The sequence below is a fragment of the Paraclostridium dentum genome (assembly GCF_012922555.1).
GTDB lineage: Bacteria > Bacillota > Clostridia > Peptostreptococcales > Peptostreptococcaceae > Paraclostridium > Paraclostridium dentum.
In genome coordinates this window covers 53,750-73,911 of sequence record NZ_WIPK01000001.1, presented here as the reverse complement: position 1 = coordinate 73,911, position 20,162 = coordinate 53,750, and the positions used below count along the sequence as shown (strand labels likewise).

The following is a 20,162-nucleotide window of genomic DNA, read 5'->3' as shown; positions in this document are numbered from 1 at the left end:
AATTATCCTCCTAGGTTTACTTATTTTATCTTATCGCTTACTATAAGTGCTAATTCTCTTAATATTTTACATGCCGTAACTGTAGAAACATTTGTATTATCATAATCTGGACTAAGCTCTACAATATCTAATCCAACTAAATTTATATTTGAATTTTTTAGTATTTTAAAAATCCCCTCAAACTCTTTATAAGTTACTCCTCCTGGTTCTGGAGTCCCAGTTCCCGGAAAAATAGATGGATCTAAAACATCTAAATCAATAGTTAAATATATATTTTTATTTTCTAGTTTATCTACTATTTCTTTAAAAGTATTTATAGTGTGAGTTTCCATATATGTATGCTTATACTTTAATGCAAATTCAAACTCTTCTTTAGTTCCAGATCTTATTCCAAATTGAAATATTTTATTATCTCCGACAATATCCCATATACGTTTTATAACTGTCGCATGTGAATTTTCATTATTATTATACTCTTCTCTCAAATCTGTATGCGCATCAAAGTGAAGCACATATAAATCATTGTATTTTTCATGTACTGCTTTAAATGCAGGTAATGTTACTAGATGTTCTCCACCTATCATAAAAGGTACTTTATTATCTTTTATAATACTTTTTGTACCTTCATATATTTCATTTAAAACTGTGTCTGTATTTCCTATGCTAAGCTCTAAATCTCCAATATCACAAATCTTATAATCATCCATATCTAAGTCAAGTATAGGGCTATAAGTTTCTAATCCATAAAACTCAGGTCTCATTGAAGATGCTGCAAATCTAGTTCCCGGTCTATTTGAAGTGGTTCCATCAAATCCTGCTCCAAATACAACTAATTTACTTTCTTCATAAGAGTCATCCATACTCATAAATGTAGGTGTATTATAAAATTTATTTTTCATTTAACATATCCACAACATATTGAGGTAACATAAATGCCCCAGTATGTATATTGCTATTGTAATATTTAGTCTTTAAGTTTAAACTTTCCCAAGCTTCTTTGTTTTGATCTTTTATTGGATCATATTTTTTAGATGCAAAACCAAATAACCAATGTCCTGATGGATAAGTAGGTATATGAGCTTGGTAAACCTTAGCTATAGGAAATAAATTAGTTATTTTTTCATTAGCTCTTTTCATTTCTTTAGCATTAAAGTCAAAGTATGGGCTTTCATTTTGATTTACAAGTATACCTTCATCACTTAATACTCTGTAACAATCATTGTAAAAGTCAACTGAGAATAACCCTTCTCCAGGTCCTATTGGATCTGTTGAATCCACGATTATTAAATCATATGATTTATCTTTTGAATTTTTAACAAAAGCAACTCCATCTTCAAAATACAAGTTAACTCTAGGATCATCTAATTTACAAGCACATATATCTATATACTCTCTTGATACATCCACTACCATTTTATCTATTTCAACCATATCAATTTTTTCTATTTGAGGATATCTAGTTAACTCTCTTACAGTACCTCCATCTCCTCCACCTATGACTAATACATTTTTTATATTCATATTAGTTGCCATAGGAACGTGAACTATCATATCATGATATATAAATTCGTCTTTGTAACTTACCATCATAAGTCCATCTAAAGTTAAAAACTTTCCAAATTCCTTACTTTCAAATACATCAACCCTTTGAAAATCTGATTGATCGCTAAATAAGTGTTTATCTACTTTTATTGAGAAACGAACATTGTCTGTCCACTCTTCTGTATACCAAAGTTCCATAAATTAGACCTCCGAATTTTGAATTTAATTTTTTATTTTTATATGTTTTTATTTTTATTTATATATATTTTTAACCGTCAGTTTTTTGACCGCTTTTTATTTATATGTTATAATTGAATTTGAATTTAATTTTTTATTTTTTATTTATATTTATTTAGGTTATTATTATTTATATAGCTTCTTGCTCGTCTTGTGGCTTATGAGTAATATTGCCTAAATCTTTTTTTGCAAATTTTTGTATCTTTGATGTTAATCCTCTAGGTATTTCTGTTGATTCACTTCTTTCAGCTTTAAGTAATTCTTCTAACATTTCAAAGCTTTTCCAAGGGTCTATATCTCCACAAGTAAAGAAATCTGCAGCTGCATATCCATATTCTGGCCATGTGTGTATAGTTAAATGAGATTCTGCTATTATTACAGCTCCCGATACTCCCCATGGATTAAAGTGGTGAAATACTGAATCTACTATAGTTGCTTTTGCATTTAAAGCTGAGTCATTCATATATTTTTCAATAAGCTTTGGATCTCTAAGTATATCCTCATCACAATTATAGTACTCAACCAATATATGTCTTCCTAAAGTTTCAAACTTCATAGTCGTCACTCTCCTTATTAAGTTTTCAATTTATTTTTTTATAACTAATATATAATTTAAGTCTTTGTCTTTCATATCGCTTAAATATGCATTATTGTCTTTTAACAACTTTATATAATCTATAATTTCTTTTGTAATTATTTCTCCAGGAGTTACTATCGGAATACCTGGTGGATAAGCCATTATAGATTCTCCAGAAATTCTTCCAATACATCCATCAAGTAAGACCATTTCTTTATCTTTATAAAAAGCATCTCTTGGTTTTAGTTTCAATATTGGGTTTATCTGCTTTATATCTATATCATTTATCTTATCAGGCTTCTTATATATTTTAGATATAACTTCTAATGCATTTATTAATTTGTCTACATCTTCTTTTTCTGTACCTATAGATATTAAAGCTAATATATTATATAAATCTCCTAATTCAGCTTGAACTGCAAACTCTTTATATAATAAATCATAAACTTCAAGTCCTGTTAAATTTAATCTTTTAACATTTATGCAAAGTTTTGTCTCATCTATAAACTTTACTCCTTCGTCATTTAAACATTCCGTAGATACAACCTTTATACCTTTTACTTTATTGAGCCTAGCTTTAGCGTATCTTGAAAGATTTAAAGCTTTCGATAATTGTTCCTGCCCATTTGACACTAAATTGGATCTAGCCCCATCAATGCTACTCATTAACAAATATGATGCTGATGTTGATTGCAGCATGTTTATACATTGAAGAACCTTGCTAGACTCTATACTTTTGTTGTTTAAAAGTAATGCTGAAGCTTGAGTTAATGCCCCTCCTGTTTTATGTATGCTAACCGCCGCCATATCTGCTCCTAGCTTCATACTTGATGGTGGTAAATCATCATGAAACGGGAAGTGAGCTCCATGTGCCTCATCTACTAAAACTAATACATTATGTTCATGACATATGTCTATAATTTCTCTTAAATCACTACATGCTCCATAATAAGTTGGATTAAGTAAAAATAAAGCTTTTATCCCCTTATTTGTTTCAAGTGCATGCTTTACATCTTTAGCCCTTATATTAAGACTTATTCCTAGTTCTTTATCAAACTCCGGTTGAATAAATACAGGTTCTCCTCCACTTAATATTAGTGCATTGATAACTGATTTATGTATATTTCTAGGAAGAAGCAATTTATCATTATCCTCTATGATGCTTAATATCATTGCATGTATAGCTCCTGTAGTTCCATTGGTTATAAAAAAAGCATCATCTGAACCATAAGCATCCGCTAAAAGCTTTTGAGCATTTTTTATGACTCCCTTAGGATTAGATACATTATCCATTAATGGAGATGAGTTTATATCCATTTTCATCAATTCTTCTCCATAATAATTATTTAATATATCTACTCCTTGATGTCTTACATGACCAGGTACATCAAAACATGCTATATCTTTTTTTGAATATTCTTTTAGTGAGCTTAGTAGTGGTATTTGACTATGATTTAACTTATAACTTCTCTCATATTCTAACTCTAAGTTTTTACCTATAGCTTCCAAATCGTTCCTCCCTTCTTTATTTTAAAGATTGATTTAACTTTTTAAAGGTTATTATTTCTATTCATAAAATTTAGTTTTATTAAACTCACAATATTTATTATATAAAGTTTCAGCTATTTTGCAAGCACTTTTTTTATTTTTTTATTTTCAATATTAATTTTTCTATTTCTAGTTATTTCAATGTATATACATATTTTTTCATTTTTATGTTTATATTAATTTTTATTATGTTTAGTTAAGGTAAACTTTTGTTTATATTAATTTTTATTATGTTTAGTATAACTAACTCAATTTTATCGTTTTACCAATGCTTTTATTTAATATTACTAATCATCAATGTATATTACTGCTAAACTTTTTTAAAATAATAAATTTTCACTTTTTTTAACCAAATTGATTTTTATTTAGAAATAATTAATTTATTACATAAAAAAAAGCTAAAAAATATTTTCAAATTATTTTTTAGCTTTCTATATTTATTTTTTAATTTAATTATTTTTTAAAAATTATATTTATATTACCATCAGTTTCATCTTTTAAAATTTTAGCATTAACTCCATAAACTTCCTTTATAAGTTCTGTAGTTAAAACCTGCTTTGGAGTTCCATAAGCCCTAATGTCTCCATCTTTTAACACATATATTTTATCACAATACATAGCTGCAATATTTAAATCATGAATAGCTGCTATAACTTCTATACCTAACTCTTTAACAATACCCATTAATTGTAGCTGATATTTAATATCTAAATGGTTGGTTGGTTCATCAAGTATTAAACACTTTGTATCCTGAGCTAAAGCCCTCGCTAATATAACTCTTTGTTGCTCCCCTCCCGATAAAGTATTAAAGTTTCTATTAATTAAATGCCTTATATTTACTTTATCTATGGCATTATATACAATTTCATAATCTTCCTTAGTATCTCTATCCATAACCTTTTTATAAGGACTTCTTCCCATAAGTACCATATCTAATACCGAGAAATCAAAGTTATTATGATTATGTTGAGCTACAACTCCAATTTTTTTAGCACTATCTTTAGTTGATATACTTTTAATATTAATATCATCTAGGTATATTACACCATTACTTGGGGTTAAGTTTCTATATATACACTTTAAAAGAGTCGATTTTCCACTTCCATTAGGCCCTATAATCCCTACAAATTCTTTATTTTTAATATCAATATCTATGCCTTTTAATATTTTATTTTCATTTATAGAAAGCTCTAATTTTTTAGTTTCTATTCTCATTAATTAGTACCTCCAAACCCATAACTTCTTCTTATCATTAGATAAACAAAGCAAGGAGCTCCTATCATAGATATAAGTATTCCAATCGGAAGTTCTGCATTTTTTATTATTATTCGAGATAATACATCTGACCATATTAAAAATATAGCTCCCAAAAGTGCAGATATTGGAATTATTTTTTTATGGTCAGTCCCAAATAAACCTCTAACAATGTGAGGTATTATAAGTCCGACAAATCCAATCATACCAGATGAATAAACTACTAATCCTACTAGGAGAGATGTTACAATTAGATATACTTGTCTATACCTATGTAAATCAGTGCCTAATGTTATGGCTACATCATCTCCCAATAACATTAAATTTAATATTCTATACTGACTTAAAAAGAATATAGTCCCTATTAAAATCAATGGAAGTATAAATACTATTTCCTCCCATTTAGCTCCAGCTAAACTTCCCATAAGCCAAAATGTTATATTTTTCATTCCTTCTGCATCATTCTTTATATAAACTATAAAACTTGAAAATCCACTACACACAGAACTCAAAGCCATTCCCGCTAATAATAGTTTTGTAGAGTTAGATCTTGACCCTGTGTTTGAAATCATTAAAACTAACATCGAAACTAAAAATGCACCAAAGAATGCAAATATCCCTATCGAGTTTTGTCCTAATAAAGTTGTAAATCCTAACATTATAGCTATTGTAGCCCCTAAGGATGCTCCAGATGATACACCAAGGATATACGGATCTGCTAGAGGGTTTTTTACTATAGCTTGCATTACAACTCCACATACAGACAGTCCTATTCCCACACATAAAGCTAAAATTATTCTAGGTAGCCTAATAAACCATACTACATCATGGATAGCTCCATTAGATAAAGTATTTTCATTTCCTATACTAAATAGTTTATACCCTATTATTTGATATACTTGCTTTATGCTGATGTCACTTGAACCTATTGTTACAGCAAATAAAATAGATAAAATTAAAGCAACAATAAGTCCCATAATAACTAATATATATATAGGCTTTGTTTTCACAAAGCCCTTTTCTTCATTATTTCCATATTTTCTTAAGCTTTTCATTGATTGCATATGTCCATGTCCCTCTTTCTATTTACTTGGATAAAGTCCATTTGCAAAAGTTTCTATTCCATCTATAGTTCTTACTCCACTACAATACATTTGTCCTAGTTCTATTGGATAAACTCTATTATTTTTAACTGCATTTAAACTTTGTAATGCTTTGTCTTTCATAACTAAATTTTTAGTTTCTTCAGCCTTTTTACTATCATCATCTCTATTCATATATACTACAAATATACTGTCTGGATTTAATTTTACTAAATCTTCTTTACTTAGTGGATTGCCATCTTCATTTAATAATTTCGCACCTAGTTTAGTTACCATATCTCCTCCTAGAGTGCTTTTTCCATATCCACTAATTTTATCATCGTAAAATTCAACTATTAAAGTAGTTTGTTGCTTTTTGCCTTTTTCAGACTCTACAACTTCATCTACTTTCTTATTTATATTATTAACTATATTTTTAGCTTTATCTTCAACGTTAAATATTTTCCCTATATTTAATATATCTTCACATTCATTTTTAATAGTTTTATGCTCTACTGCTCCACTATTTAATGCCATGTATGTATTTGTGCCTTTATTTTGCCAAAAATCTACTGTTCCTAAAGTTTTATCGGTAAACAAAGAATCCCATCCTACTATAAGATCTGGTTGTAACATCATAGTATTTTCTTTAGACGGTGTAAACTCATCTAAATACTTAACCTTTTTAAAAGCTTCTTGATATTCATCTTTAACCTTATGGTCTAACCCAGCCGCTGCAACTATATTATCTTCTAACCCTAGTGCTAGCATAGTTTCTATAGAGTCTTGATAAACTGCAAGAGCCTTTTTAGGTTTTTCTTTTATAGTAACCTTTATTTCTTCTTTGTTGCTATTGTGCGTAGTAATAGTTACCGGATAATAATTATCCTTTGTTTCATTTGTTTTTTCTACCTTCTTTGTAATAGTGTCTTCAGTTTTAGTTTCGGTTTTACTGCACCCTACAAAGCTTAGCCCTATAACTAAGCTAAGCAAACTTAATTTGATTTTTTTTGATATTTTCATTTTGTCTCTCCCTCCGAAAGTTTGTTTTATCTAGGCAGGTCTCCTGACTTATACATCATCCTAATCTTTACCTTCCCAAAGAAATTCTTCAGTGGCTAAAAAAAGACTCGTCCGTAATTACAGTAGCGGGGGCTGTTGATGATTTTCACATCATTCCCTATTAATTAATAAAAACCTAGTATTTATATTTATCATTATAATGTTATCATAATCCGATTCATTTTTCTATAAATTGCAAAATTTAGACATCTTATTTTTTAACATAAAAAAACTCACTTTCATAGTTATACTATAAAAGCGAGTTTTTATGTTAAGCTAATTCTAAAGCTATATTCATCATTCTTGTAAATGCAGTTTGTCTTTCCATAGCAGTAGTTGCTTCTCCTTTAAAAGGACAATCAGAAATTGTTAATATACAAAGAGCATTAACTCCAGCTCTTGCAGCGTTCATATAAAGTGCAGCTGATTCCATTTCTACAGCTAACACTCCCATTTTAGTCCATTTTGCTAAAGAATCTAATCCTTCATCTCCATAGAATACATCACTGCATAGTATGTTTCCAACTTTAGGCTCAACTCCTTGGCTTTTTGCAACTTCTACAGCTTTGCTAAGTAATTCATAGCTTGCTACTGGCGCAAATGTTCCTGGTAAGTTGTATTGAGATGCATAATTAGAATCTGTACAAGAACCCATACCTATTACTATATCATGCATTTTTAAATCTTCATGTAAAGCTCCTGCAGAACCTATTCTTATAAGATTTTTAACTCCATAAAAATGGATTAATTCATATGTATATATTCCTATTGATGGACATCCCATACCTGTACCTTGTACTGATATTTTTTTGCCATTATAGTATCCAGTGTAACCATCCATACCTCTTACAGTGTTGTATTGGACAACGTCTTCTAAGAAAGTTTCTGCTATAAATTTAGCTCTTAAAGGATCCCCTGGTAATAATACTGTTTCTGCTATATCTCCTAATTTACCGCTATTGTGTGGTGTTGGTGCTCCCATTGCCATAATTTCATTCTCCTTTAACTATCATTAATATTATTTAAACTTAATTATCATCTTATTTAATATCAATAATTATATATACAACTTAAAATTGAAATACTATTTCTTATAACATATATGTACTTGTATATATTGATATCTTATTTAGTCTACACTCTTTATCTTTTAGCATACACTATATTATATGTATATATTACAATTTTTTATTCACTAGTACAATACTTTCTGCCAATTTTTATAATTTTTAAAATTTAATTACATTTATAGTTTAATTAAATACAAAAAGCTTTATCAATCATAATATTATATTATATCGATAAAGCTTTTTATTTAAAGTCTTATATTATGCAAATTTCTTATTACTCGATTTTATAACCTGTTGAGCTATATTAGCAGAATGATCTGATACTCTTTCTAGATTACTAATTAAATCTAAGAATATAACTCCAGAGTCCACACTACAAGAACTTGCGTTTAGTCTTCTCATATGATTTGCTCTACAGCTTTTTTCCATCATATCAACTTGTTCTTCCATCTTTATTACTCTACACGCCAAATCCACATCTGACTTCTCTAAACTTTCAAGAGCTAAACTGTACGTGTCTACAACCTTTTGGTATAATTCTTTAAGTTCAACAGATCCATCTTTAGATAAACTCAAATCATTATCTATAACTGTAGTTGCAAGCTCTGCTATATTTTCTGCATGATCTCCAACTCTTTCTATATCATTTACAGTATTAAATAATAGATCTACACTTTCTCTAGAATTATCATTTAATGAAGTTTTAGATAGTTTCAATAAATAATTTAGTATGCTTTTTTGTAAAATATTTATTAGCTTTTCATTTTTAAAAGATTTATCTACTTTTTCTTTTGATTTATTTAAAAATCCTGTCATTGCATTGTCTAAACTTTCTTTAGCTTTTTCACCCATTCTTAAAGTTTCTTTTATAGTGTTTGATAAAGCTATAGATGGAGTTTCCATCATTCTATCATCTATGTAATGAACAGTCTTTTTGCTTTTTATTTCTTCTTCTCTTTCTGGCATAAGCTTCATAGTAAGCTTTACTATGTATTTAGAGAAAGGAAGTAATAATATAACATTTGTTATATTAAATAATGTATGAGCATTCGCAATCTGTCTACTTACATCATCTGGGTTTAAATTTTGAACTATCATAGTTATAGGTTTTGTTAAAATTAACATAAATACAATGGTTCCTATTATATTAAACACTAAGTGCATTAAAGCTGCTCTTCTAGCATTTATACTAGCTCCTATACTAGATATTAAAGATGTAACACATGTCCCTATATTTTCTCCATATAGTATAGGCAGTGCTGCAGTTAACGGTATTAATCCTTGAGATGCAAGTGCTAACAACATCCCCATAGAAGCACTCGAACTTTGTACTATTGCCGTTATTCCAAATCCTAATAAGATTCCAAGAATAGGTCTATTTCCAAAAGCAACTAGTGCATCAGTAAATCCTTTGAATTCTGATAATGGTTTTACTGCATTTTTCATAAAATCCATTCCAGTAAATAATATCCCAAAGCCTATTAAAATTTCAGCTATTGTTTTTGTTTTTTGATTCTTTGAAAATAAATACATTACTATACCTATACCTAATGCTAAAGGTGCCATTCCTACTAAATCAAGAGATACAAGTTGAGCTGTTATAGTCGTTCCTATATTAGCCCCCATTATAACACCTATAGCTTGAGGTAATGTCATGATTCCTGCGTTAACAAATCCAACTACCATAACTGTAGTTGCACTACTACTTTGTATAATTGCTGTTACTAGAGCCCCTACTAAAACTCCCATTAATACATTACTAGTTAAAAGTCCAATTATTCTTTTTAATTTTTCTCCTGCTGATTTCTGAAGACCATCTGCCATAAGATTCATTCCATATAAGAATAGTCCCAGTCCTCCCATCAAATTTACTGCTATTTCCACTAATAATTTCCTCCTTAAAAATCAAACGTGTTTTCTGTATTTTTTCATTAATTTGATTTTAACAAATATTTTGTCAATTTAAGTTAAGGCTATGTTAAGAAACACTCTTTTTTGTTAAGTTGCTGTTAATTATTAAATTGAGATTAAACTTTAGTTAAAAAACAAACTTTTTCGTTAATTTTTTGTTAATTATACTTATATATAAAAATAAGAATATGCTCCTATACCCTTATTTTTATATACATTAATTCAATTAATATCATTTACGTTAAAATCCTAAAGTTGCAACGATTATAGCTTTTATTGTGTGCATTCTATTTTCACTTTGATCAAATACAACAGAGTAATTAGATTCAAAAACATCATCTGTGACTTCCATTTCTTTTATTCCAAAGTCTTCATAAAAATCTCTTCTGAATTTAGTTTCTAAATTATGAAAAGCAGGTAGACAGTGCATAAATATAACATTTTTATTACAATTATTCATAAGTTCCATACTAACTTTGTAATTTGTTAGCTTTTCTATCTTATCTTTTGAAATATCATTTGATTCCAGTATAGATTTCCATGGGGAAGTGTAAATTACATCTGCATCTTTAGTTCCTTCGTGAATATTTTCAGTTAAATTTATGTTAGATTTATTTTTTTTGCTTATGTTTTTACATTCATTAACCAATGATTTGTCAGGATATAGGTCACTTGGAGCACATATAGTAAAATTAATTCCCATTTTTGCACATGCTATCATTAAAGAGTTTACTACATTATTTTTTGCATCTCCAACAAATGTAATCTTTGCACCTTTTAAATGTCCTAACTTTTCTTCTATAGTTAATAAGTCTGCTAAAACCTGAGTAGGATGATACTCATTTGTCATTGCATTCCATATAGAAATTTTAGCAAACTCATTCAATTGATTTAAATTATTCTGAGTTCCTCCACAATAAGCTATACCATCATATATTTTTCCAAATGTTCTAGCAAAATCTTTCGTAGATTCTTTTTTATCAATTTGTAGTTCATTAGCACCTATATATGTTACTCCTATTCCCAAGTCCATAGCAGCAACGTCAAATGCACATCTTGTCTTAATTGAATCTTTTTCAAATATAAGCGCAATATTTTTAGTATCTAATTTTTTATGAGGTCTATCTAATTTTTTAGCTATTTTATAAAGCTTTCCTAGGTCTAATAGGTATCTTATTTCTTCTTCTGTATAATCTAATAAGGTCAAAAATGATCTTCCCTTTAGATCTATAGTCAATTTAATCCCCCCTAATAATTGTTGTCTATTTATTTTACTCTTTTATTCGTTTATATGTGATATGTCAAAGGTAAAAATAAAGAAAGAATACACCTATAACATAAGTGTATTCTTTCTTTATTTTTATCTTTATTCAAATTTTTGATTTATTGTATTTGGCTGATCAGGTCCTGCTCCTGCTCTATAGTAAGTAGTTTTATTTCCATACTTATCTATTTCGGTTACTTTTTCTCTATCTGTATTAGTGTTTTCACTTTCCATATATAGCATTTCTTTGAATATGCCTCTTACACTATTTAAAAATGAATTCTCTTTCAAAATAAGCACCTCCAAGTAAAATATATTGAACTAAATATACATCACTTTTAGTTTTCTCTTATTTTCATTAACAAATACAGTAAAATTTTTACATTTTTAAATTTTATTTCATTACTTTTTTTATTAATTTTAATTTATCTTTATATGGTGGAAATACTAAATTTATATCTATTTTACTACTTCTTTTTACAATTGCTTTTTCATATGTAAAAGTTTTAAAACTATTATATCCATGATATCTTCCAATTCCAGATGTTTTAACTCCCCCAAATGGAAGATTTGTAGATGCAACATGTGTTATTGTATCATTTATGCATCCACCTCCAAAAGTAAAGTTTTTAATTATATAATCACTAAAATATTTATCTTCTGAAAAAACATATAACGCCAGTGGTGTTTGATGTAAGTTTAAGTAAAACCTTATATCGTCAAGTTCACTATATTTTATAATAGGCATTATAGGGCCAAAGATTTCAGCTTGCATAACTGCGTCATTGTAGTTAACATCTTTTAAAATAGTAGGTGAAATATATCTTGTTTTCATATCAATCTCTCCACCAAATACTATTTTTTCATGATCTTTATCTAGTATATCTTTTAACCTACTCATGTGACGGTCATTAACAATTCTTCCAAAGTCTTTACTGTCTTTTATTTTTTCTCCATAAAAATTTGTTATAGTACTCTTTAACTTTTGTATAAATTCTTCATATATATCTTCATGGACTAATAAATAATCCGGTGCTACACAAGTTTGGCCAGCATTTGCAAATTTTCCCCATACTATACGTTTTGCTGCCACGTCTAGTTTTGCAGTTTTATCTACTATAGTTGGTGACTTCCCACCTAATTCTAAAGTTGTAGGTATTAAGTTTTTACTAGCTTTTTCCATAACTATTTTGCCTACATTTACGCTTCCTGTAAAAAATATATAATCAAAATTTAAGTCTAATAAATTGCTATTTACAATATAATCCCCCACTACTATATCAATATAATTTGAATTAAAACACTCTTTAATAATTTTAACTAATATATATTCAACATTAGTAGTGTATTCTGAAGGTTTAATAACAGCTGTGTTTCCACCAGCTATAGCTCCTATAAGCGGTTCTATAGTTAATTGGAAAGGATAATTATAAGGCCCTATTATAAGAACACTTCCATATGCAGAGTTATATACATATGACTTTCCTGGAATTTGTGCTATATCATTTCTTACTCTTTTTACTTTATTCCATTTTTTTATATTTTTCAGTGCATGATTTATAGATCTATATATAAATCCAACCTCTGTTGTATAACTTTCAAACTCAGGTTTTCCTAAATCTTTATAAAGTGCATCTATAATTTCATTTTCATATTTTTTTATAGTTTGTTTTAAATCTTTTAAAGCTTTAATTCTATCTTCAACACTAATTATTCCAACTTCATTTAAATGCCTTCTTTGATTTTCCAATATATCTATATAAGGTTTCAAAATAACTCATCTCCAATTGTATATTTATAACTTTATTATATATTATTTCTCTACCCATTTGAACTCCATCCCAACATAAAAAAGAGATACTTCAAAATAATTTGTTTAGGATAAATATTTGAGTTTTAACGACCTTTAAAGCATCTTCACGCTTTGGGAGTAAAATTTAAATATTTATCTTTCTCACAATATTATTTTAAGTATCTCTTGCTAACTCACCCTACTCTATTGGTCTAAGTTTTGATGTAAAGTGTCTTAAAACTTTAGGTTGCCAAGTTATTTCATAACCTTTTATTTGATCAGCTCTTTCTTTTATAGATATTAATGCATCTACAATAACATCTAGATGAGCTTGAGTATAAACTCTTCTCGGAATCGCAAGTCTTGTAAGCTCTAATTCTGATTGACGTTGCTCACCTGTTACAGGATCGTTATCTAACATATACGAACCTATATCACAAGTTCTAATTCCAGCTTCTTTATATAATTCTATTGCAAGTGCTTGTGCAGGGAATTGGTAATATGGTATATGTGGAAGTAACTTCTTAGCATCTACAAATACTGCATGACCTCCAACTGGAGATTGATAAGCTATACTCGCCTCATCAAGCCTATTTGCAATATACTCCATTTGTCCTATACGATATTTTAAATAATCAAAATCAATTCCTTCATAAAGGCCAACAGATAAAGCCTCTAAATCACGTCCAGCTAAACCTCCATAAGAAACAAATCCTTCAAATGATATTGTACGAGCTTTTACATTGTTATATAACTCTTCGTCATCTCTAACCCCTATAAGTCCTCCCATGTTAACTATAGCATCTTTTTTAGAACTCATAGTCATCATATCTCCATAGCTAAACATTTCTTTTACAATTTCTTTTATAGTTTTATCTGCATACCCTTCTTCTCTAGTTTTTATGAAGTATGCATTTTCTGCATATCTTGCAGCGTCTATCAATACAGGAATTTTATATTTTTGAGCGACTTTATAAGTTTCTCTCATATTTTCCATTGATACAGGTTGCCCACCTGCAGTATTGTTAGTTACTGTCATTATTATAACTCCAACGTTTTCTACACCAAACTCATTTATTAATTTTTCCATTCTAACTATGTCCATATTTCCTTTAAATGGAGCATAAGTCACTGTATCTAAGGCTTCAGGAACTACACAGTCAATAGCTTTAGCCCCAGTTAACTCAACATGTGCTCGAGTTGTATCAAAATGCATATTTGATATAGCGTATTTTCCTTGTTCTACAAATAAAGGAACCAATACTTTTTCTGCAGCTCTACCTTGATGAACTGGTTGTATATATTTATATCCAAATATATCTTTTGCCGCTTCCACCAATTTGAAGTAACTACTCGCTCCAGAATATGATTCATCTCCTAGCATTACTGCTGCCCATTGCTTTGAACTCATTGCCCCTGTTCCACTGTCTGTTAATAAGTCTATGTATACGTCATCTGCTTTTAATGAAAATAGGTTGAAATTTGCTTCTTTGATTTTTTCTTCTCTTTCTTCCTTTGTAGTCATTTTGATAGGTTCAACCATTTTGATTTTAAATGGCTCTGCAACATATTTTTTACTCATAATAAAGACCCCCATTTTAGTAGTTTAACTTTATTTATGATGTATTTAAAATGCCTTTGATATGATTTTGATTTTTGTTCCTAATTTTAATATATCAAATTAGAAATCTAGTATCAATATATATTTTTTATTTTAAAACTAAATTTTCACCTTGAATTTTTCTAAATTAACAACCCTGTCACAAATTCTTTGAATTAAGGTTTTCTCATGACTTATTACTATAAGCCCTATATTATTTTGTTTGATATAATCTAAAACTACATTCCAAATTTGTGCTTGAGTTATAGCATCTAACATAGTTGTCATTTCATCAGCAATTAAAAACTTAGTATCTTTAGATAAAGCTCTTATAACACAAAATCTCTGTAATTCCCCTCCTGAAAGCTCATTGGGATATCTGTTTAACCACTCATTTTTTATTCCTATATAATCTAAAAGTTCTTTAGGTGGATTAAATGATTCTGTTAAAATTTGACGCATTTTCCACTTGGGATTAACAGCTTTTTCTGGATGTTGAAAAATTAATTGTACTGGATTGTACTTATTTTTTTTATTTATACCTTCAATTTTTACAGTTCCTGTATATGAGTTTTCATATCCGGCTAAAATTTTTGCCAAAGTAGTTTTTCCAAATCCACTTGGCGCAACTAATCCAACTATTTCCCCACTGTTAATTTCAAAATCTACATTTTTCAAAACATATGTATTGCTATTTTTATACTTAAAACTTATATCCTTGGCTTTAAGTTGCATTTAGACACCTCACCATTCCACCTCTAATATACTTACTATTAGGTCTTTTGTTTTTACAATCATTGGATCTAATTTCACATCGTTCATAAAATAAACATCCTTTAGGAATCTCAGTTGGAAGTGGTTGTGATCCAGGTATTGGTTTAAATTCATTTTGAGGTAAAGCATTGTAAAGAGCTTTTGTATAAGGATGTCTAAGTTTTTCATTCCCACTTTTAAAATCTATTACATTAGCAACTTCCAAGGTAGTTCCTGCATAAAATACAGCAATTTTATCAGCTACCTTTAATGCTGCATCAATATCATGCGTTATCATTAAAACAGCACATCCATTATCTGCAATATCTCTAAAATGTCCTAATGCTTCATTTAATGATTTTTCATCCAATCCAGGAGTAGGTTCATCTGCTATTATTACTTTCGTATCACTTACCAATGCTGTTGATAGCAAAACTTTTCTTGCCATCCCCCCTGATAATTGAAAAGGAAACATTTTATCAACTTTTTCATTTAATCCATACTTAGAAAAAATATTTCTTTGTATTTTACTTGCTTCTTTTTTATTTTCTAATGATAATTTAACTTGGTCAGAAACTTTCATAAGAGGATCTAGGTAATTTATTGATTGTGGTATTAACACAATTTCTTTTCCTCTTAATTTTTCTTTTCTTTTTTTATCTAAAATTTCATTTTTATAAATTATGCTACCTTCAACATTAGAATTTCTAGGAAGTATTCCAAGTATTGCGTGAGCTAACAAACTTTTCCCCGATCCACTTGATCCAACAACAGCTAGTATTTCACCTTCATATAAATCTATATCTAAATTTGTTATAACTTTTAAATTTCTTTTTCTTAATCCTTTCGTATATTGAGAAAAGCTAACTTCTAAATTTTTAACACTTAGTACTGGCTCTTTCATACAACCTCCTATTTATGTGCTAACTTAGGATTTATGAGTTTACTTATTTGTTTACCTATATTATCAACCATTAACGAAACTAAGACCAAACTTATCCCTGGGAAAAAAGCTAACCACCATCTACCACTGCTTAAATATTTCATAGCTTCTGATAAAATTATTCCAATAGCAGGTTCATGAGGTTGAAGTCCAAATCCTAAAAAAGTTATAGAAGCCTCATGTAATATAGCATGTGGAAATATTAATACTACTCCTACTAAAAGTTGAGGGATTATATGTGGCAATATGTGTTTTGTAGCAATATATAAGTTGGATTTACCAAAATTTTTGGACAGATTCACATATTCAGAGTTTTTTATTTGCATTACTTCTACCCTTATTATCCTTGTTAATGATGGCCAGTGTGTAATAGCTACACCTATTATAATTCCTTTTAGTCCTCCACCTAGAGATATAGATATAAGTATTATAACTAAAGCATGTGGCACAGAAAGAAATAAATCTATAATCCATGTAATTATAGAATCAACTGTATTTCCCATAGTAGCACTCATTAGCCCTAAAGTTAATGCTATTAATCCACTTATCATAGATGCCATAACACCTATCTTCATACTTAAGCTAAGACCCTTTATAGTTCTATAAAACATATCTCTTCCCATCCAGTCTGTACCAAACAAATAATTTAAATTTGGGGATATATTTTTTTGAGTTAAATCTATAGATATTTGCTTTTCACTTATAAAGCTACCAAATACAATTATTCCTATTAAAAAACAACTAAAAATTAATATAGATAAAATGGTTTTTTCTCTTATTCCTATATTAATCTTACTGTTAGAATGAGTTTTTTCTTTTATATATTGAAGTTGTTCCATTAGTTAGTATTTCCCTCCTTCATTCTAGGATCGATAACTTTATATAAAATATCTGCAATTAAATTTCCAGTAAATACAAATATTAAACTTATTATAACCACACCCATTAAAAGAGGTAAGTCTCCTTTAATCCCTGCATCAACTGTAGCTTGTCCAAGTCCTGGATATGAAAAAACTTGTTCTGCAAATATAGTGCCTGCAAATAATTCACTAAATGATAAAAACTGAAGGGTTATAGCTGGCAGTGCAACGTTTCTTATAATATGATTAAATATTATACTTTTACTACTTTCTCCTCTTGCTTTTGCAAAAAGTACATAATCACTATTTGAAATTTCAATAACTTTTTCTCTCGTATGTAAACATATATTGGCTACACCTATAACACTTAAAGTCAATGCTGGAAGTATTAAGTGTTTTAATAGACTTTTTAATGTAACTTCACTTGCCAACACTCCAATAGGTACACCTAGTGCAACCGGAAATAATTTTAACTTAACAGAAAATATCATGATAAGTAAAATACCTAACCAGAAGGTAGGAGTTGAAATTAAAATATGACAATACCCCCTTATAATTTTATCAACTATGCTACCTTCTTTTATTCCAGATATAACCCCCATAACAAATCCTAATATGCCAGAAATTGTCCATGCCACAACCATAAGAGCTAAAGATGCCATAAATTTTTCGGTTATAACATCTATTACAGGTCGTCTATATATCATCGATGTTCCAAAATCACCTTTCAATATTGAGCTAAACCATGAAATAAATCTTTCAACAGGAGGTTTATTAAGCCCCCAATGATTAGCTATTTCTTCCCTTTGTTCTTGTGTAACACTTAAATCTGCACCTACATAAGCCTTGATAGGATCTATCGGTGACTTTTCCATTAAAATAAAACTTACTATACACACAGCCATTAAAAGAGTTGCAAGTCTTATAATTTTTTTTATTAAAAATATTCCTATATTATTAGGGTTATTCATATGAGTATCTCCTTGAAAAATTTACTTTTTCCATTTCCATTCTGTTATATTATCAAGAATTCTACCTCCATGTGGTTGAACAACTGGAGTTCCTATATCTAGATTTTCATCAGCTATGTATAAATGACCTGCATTTACAAGCCATGCATATGTTAAATCTCCTTTAGTTGAAAACCCGGTTTCTCCATCCCATTGAGCTTTTTTCCAATATTCAATAGCTTCATTTTCATTTTCACTTTGCAAGGCTTTACTTATATAGTCATCAACTTTTTCATTTTTATAGTATCCAGCATTATTCCAAGGAACTCCAACTCCTATAACTTTGCTACTATATAAATAGTTAAGCTCTGATGGATCTCCTGATCCCCATCCAAATAATACCGGTTGAGAGTTTATCTCAGGTTCTATAGTATCCCATGTTTTAGCTTCTAAATCGATTTTTATACCTAATTGTTTTGCAGTTTCAACTACCGATAAGCCTAATTCTTGTCTGTATTTTCCATCTGTGTAAAGCAATTTAAACTCAGCTTTAGTACCGTCTTTTTCTAAAATGCCATCAGAGTTTGAGTCCTTCCATCCGCCTTCTTTAAGTATGTTCTTAGCTTTTTCTATATCTCCATCACCTTTTAATATTGTTTCCTTATTAAGCCAAGGCATTTTTTCAAGACCAGTTGTTGATACAGCTCCAAATCCATCTAAAACTCCATCTACTAGCTCTTGTCTATTTATAGCATAATTCAAAGCTTCTCTTATTGATTTGTCACTTGTTACATCATTACCAACAGGATGTCCATCTTTATTTTTTTCTCCACTTTTTTGCATAGGGAATTCTATCCCATAAGTTTCTATACTATCTAACTCAATTACCTTTTTCCCCTCTACTTTATCTTTCGCAAAAGATCCTGGTATAGAGGCTATATCTACTTCTCCCGATTTTACAGCTGCATAAGCTGCATCATCATCTAAAAACACCATAGTTAATTTTTTTATACTAGGCTTTTCCCCATAATAATTTTCATTAGCTTCTGCTATAACTTGTTGACCTTTATCCCATTGAACAAATTTATATGGACCTGATCCAATTGGATTTTGTGCAAATTTTTCATTATGTGCATGTTTAGGAACTATACCTATCGATGCCATTTTCTCTATAAATGTAGATTGAGGTTCTTTTAATTTAAACTCTATATTATGATCATCCATTACTTTTACACTGTCTAAGATAGTTAAATCTATATTAGATCCACTTTCTTTTGCCTTTTCATATGTATATACAACGTCTTCAGCTGTTAAATTTTCTCCATCGCTAAATTTAACCCCATCTCTTATAGATACATTCCATGTTAACCTATCATCGGAAACCTTATATCCTGTTGCTAAATCATTTTCCATTCCTAAATTTTTATCTCTTTTAAATAGTGTTGAAAAAAATACTCTAGTCATTGATCCATGACCACCAGTTGTAGCATCAAACCCCTCATCTGGTTCATATGCTACTGCAGCAACAAGTTCACTATTCTCTATTCTGGAGCTTGTATTACCTTTAGCGCTCGATTTTTCTCCTTCTTTTGAACTTGTACATCCTGTAATCGTTCCAACAGTAAGCATCATAGTTAATGCTATAGATATCGACCTTTTTAGTTTCATAAATTATCCCCCTTATTTAAGCGTAAAAAAAACCACAAAAGTTACATGT

The 20,162-nt window shown here is 29.2% G+C and carries 18 protein-coding genes and 1 riboswitch; all 18 genes read right to left on the bottom strand.

Annotation, left to right across the window (positions count from 1 at the left end; genetic code table 11):
- Positions 1 to 20: 20 nt before the first annotated feature.
- The gene (gene speB, locus GFJ41_RS00325) at positions 21 to 899 is read right to left on the bottom strand and encodes an agmatinase (RefSeq protein ID WP_170074335.1); all 879 of its coding nucleotides are present in this window, start codon (positions 897 to 899) and stop codon (positions 21 to 23) included.
- On the bottom strand, positions 889 to 1,740 hold the full coding sequence (speE, locus tag GFJ41_RS00320) for a polyamine aminopropyltransferase (RefSeq protein ID WP_142730353.1): 852 nt from the start codon (positions 1,738 to 1,740) through the stop codon (positions 889 to 891). Before speE ends, speB begins: the two co-directional genes overlap by 11 nt.
- A gap of 169 nt (positions 1,741 to 1,909) precedes the next feature.
- Positions 1,910 to 2,335: an adenosylmethionine decarboxylase gene (gene speD / locus GFJ41_RS00315; protein WP_021430742.1), complete on the bottom strand. Its 426-nt coding sequence runs from the start codon at positions 2,333 to 2,335 to the stop codon at positions 1,910 to 1,912.
- Between the two features lie 30 nt (positions 2,336 to 2,365).
- Entirely contained in the window at positions 2,366 to 3,865 is a 1,500-nt protein-coding gene (locus tag GFJ41_RS00310) for an aminotransferase class I/II-fold pyridoxal phosphate-dependent enzyme (protein ID WP_052169043.1), read from the bottom strand.
- A gap of 492 nt (positions 3,866 to 4,357) precedes the next feature.
- Positions 4,358 to 5,119, bottom strand: coding sequence for an ABC transporter ATP-binding protein (locus GFJ41_RS00305; RefSeq protein WP_035114050.1), 762 nt, complete (start codon positions 5,117 to 5,119; stop codon positions 4,358 to 4,360).
- On the bottom strand, positions 5,119 to 6,213 hold the full coding sequence (locus tag GFJ41_RS00300) for a FecCD family ABC transporter permease (RefSeq protein WP_206001480.1): 1,095 nt from the start codon (positions 6,211 to 6,213) through the stop codon (positions 5,119 to 5,121). Before GFJ41_RS00300 ends, GFJ41_RS00305 begins: the two co-directional genes overlap by 1 nt.
- Before the next feature lie 27 nt (positions 6,214 to 6,240).
- Complete coding sequence (locus GFJ41_RS00295; protein WP_170074334.1) at positions 6,241 to 7,263, bottom strand: ABC transporter substrate-binding protein; 1,023 nt, start codon at positions 7,261 to 7,263, stop codon at positions 6,241 to 6,243.
- Between the two features lie 16 nt (positions 7,264 to 7,279).
- A riboswitch (cobalamin riboswitch) is annotated at positions 7,280 to 7,457 on the bottom strand.
- A 116-nt stretch (positions 7,458 to 7,573) separates the two neighbouring features.
- Positions 7,574 to 8,284 carry a purine-nucleoside phosphorylase gene (gene deoD / locus GFJ41_RS00290; protein WP_170074866.1) on the bottom strand — a complete coding sequence of 237 codons (711 nt, stop codon included), beginning with the start codon at positions 8,282 to 8,284 and terminating at the stop codon, positions 7,574 to 7,576.
- A 346-nt stretch (positions 8,285 to 8,630) separates the two neighbouring features.
- Positions 8,631 to 10,256, bottom strand: coding sequence for a Na/Pi cotransporter family protein (locus GFJ41_RS00285; protein WP_021428883.1), 1,626 nt, complete (start codon positions 10,254 to 10,256; stop codon positions 8,631 to 8,633).
- 268 nt (positions 10,257 to 10,524) lie between these two features.
- Positions 10,525 to 11,520, bottom strand: a complete 996-nt coding sequence (argF, locus tag GFJ41_RS00280) for an ornithine carbamoyltransferase (protein WP_170074333.1) — start codon at positions 11,518 to 11,520, stop codon at positions 10,525 to 10,527.
- 129 nt (positions 11,521 to 11,649) lie between these two features.
- Entirely contained in the window at positions 11,650 to 11,838 is a 189-nt protein-coding gene (locus tag GFJ41_RS00275) for a hypothetical protein (protein WP_021428893.1), read from the bottom strand.
- Positions 11,839 to 11,941: 103 nt separating this feature from the next.
- Entirely contained in the window at positions 11,942 to 13,318 is a 1,377-nt protein-coding gene (locus GFJ41_RS00270; RefSeq protein WP_170074332.1) for an aldehyde dehydrogenase, read from the bottom strand.
- A gap of 220 nt (positions 13,319 to 13,538) precedes the next feature.
- Positions 13,539 to 14,921, bottom strand: coding sequence for a tryptophanase (locus GFJ41_RS00265; RefSeq protein WP_170074331.1), 1,383 nt, complete (start codon positions 14,919 to 14,921; stop codon positions 13,539 to 13,541).
- Between the two features lie 138 nt (positions 14,922 to 15,059).
- Positions 15,060 to 15,674, bottom strand: a complete 615-nt coding sequence (locus tag GFJ41_RS00260) for an ABC transporter ATP-binding protein (RefSeq protein ID WP_170074330.1) — start codon at positions 15,672 to 15,674, stop codon at positions 15,060 to 15,062.
- Positions 15,664 to 16,596, bottom strand: a complete 933-nt coding sequence (locus GFJ41_RS00255; RefSeq protein WP_085283616.1) for an ABC transporter ATP-binding protein — start codon at positions 16,594 to 16,596, stop codon at positions 15,664 to 15,666. The genes GFJ41_RS00260 and GFJ41_RS00255 overlap by 11 nt, the downstream gene beginning before the upstream one ends.
- Positions 16,597 to 16,604: 8 nt before the next feature.
- Complete coding sequence (locus GFJ41_RS00250) at positions 16,605 to 17,474, bottom strand: ABC transporter permease (RefSeq protein ID WP_170074329.1); 870 nt, start codon at positions 17,472 to 17,474, stop codon at positions 16,605 to 16,607.
- Positions 17,474 to 18,466, bottom strand: coding sequence for an ABC transporter permease (locus tag GFJ41_RS00245; RefSeq protein ID WP_170074328.1), 993 nt, complete (start codon positions 18,464 to 18,466; stop codon positions 17,474 to 17,476). The genes GFJ41_RS00250 and GFJ41_RS00245 overlap by 1 nt, the downstream gene beginning before the upstream one ends.
- Before the next feature lie 21 nt (positions 18,467 to 18,487).
- Positions 18,488 to 20,113 carry an ABC transporter substrate-binding protein gene (locus GFJ41_RS00240; protein WP_170074327.1) on the bottom strand — a complete coding sequence of 542 codons (1,626 nt, stop codon included), beginning with the start codon at positions 20,111 to 20,113 and terminating at the stop codon, positions 18,488 to 18,490.
- Positions 20,114 to 20,162: the final 49 nt, after the last annotated feature.

What these genes read in the sequence shown, in the direction of transcription:
- GFJ41_RS00265 (WP_170074331.1), bottom strand. Translation starts at nt 14,921, where the DNA reads ATGAGTAAAAAATATGTTGCAGAGCCATTTAAAATCAAAATGGTTGAA.
- GFJ41_RS00250 (WP_170074329.1), bottom strand. Translation starts at nt 17,474, where the DNA reads ATGGAACAACTTCAATATATAAAAGAAAAAACTCATTCTAACAGTAAG.
- GFJ41_RS00300 (WP_206001480.1), bottom strand. Translation starts at nt 6,213, where the DNA reads ATGAAAAGCTTAAGAAAATATGGAAATAATGAAGAAAAGGGCTTTGTG.
- GFJ41_RS00245 (WP_170074328.1), bottom strand. Translation starts at nt 18,466, where the DNA reads ATGAATAACCCTAATAATATAGGAATATTTTTAATAAAAAAAATTATA.
- GFJ41_RS00295 (WP_170074334.1), bottom strand. Translation starts at nt 7,263, where the DNA reads ATGAAAATATCAAAAAAAATCAAATTAAGTTTGCTTAGCTTAGTTATA.
- speD (WP_021430742.1), bottom strand. Translation starts at nt 2,335, where the DNA reads ATGAAGTTTGAAACTTTAGGAAGACATATATTGGTTGAGTACTATAAT.
- GFJ41_RS00305 (WP_035114050.1), bottom strand. Translation starts at nt 5,119, where the DNA reads ATGAGAATAGAAACTAAAAAATTAGAGCTTTCTATAAATGAAAATAAA.
- deoD (WP_170074866.1), bottom strand. Translation starts at nt 8,284, where the DNA reads ATGGGAGCACCAACACCACACAATAGCGGTAAATTAGGAGATATAGCA.
- GFJ41_RS00240 (WP_170074327.1), bottom strand. Translation starts at nt 20,113, where the DNA reads ATGAAACTAAAAAGGTCGATATCTATAGCATTAACTATGATGCTTACT.
- speB (WP_170074335.1), bottom strand. Translation starts at nt 899, where the DNA reads ATGAAAAATAAATTTTATAATACACCTACATTTATGAGTATGGATGAC.
- GFJ41_RS00255 (WP_085283616.1), bottom strand. Translation starts at nt 16,596, where the DNA reads ATGAAAGAGCCAGTACTAAGTGTTAAAAATTTAGAAGTTAGCTTTTCT.
- speE (WP_142730353.1), bottom strand. Translation starts at nt 1,740, where the DNA reads ATGGAACTTTGGTATACAGAAGAGTGGACAGACAATGTTCGTTTCTCA.
- GFJ41_RS00260 (WP_170074330.1), bottom strand. Translation starts at nt 15,674, where the DNA reads ATGCAACTTAAAGCCAAGGATATAAGTTTTAAGTATAAAAATAGCAAT.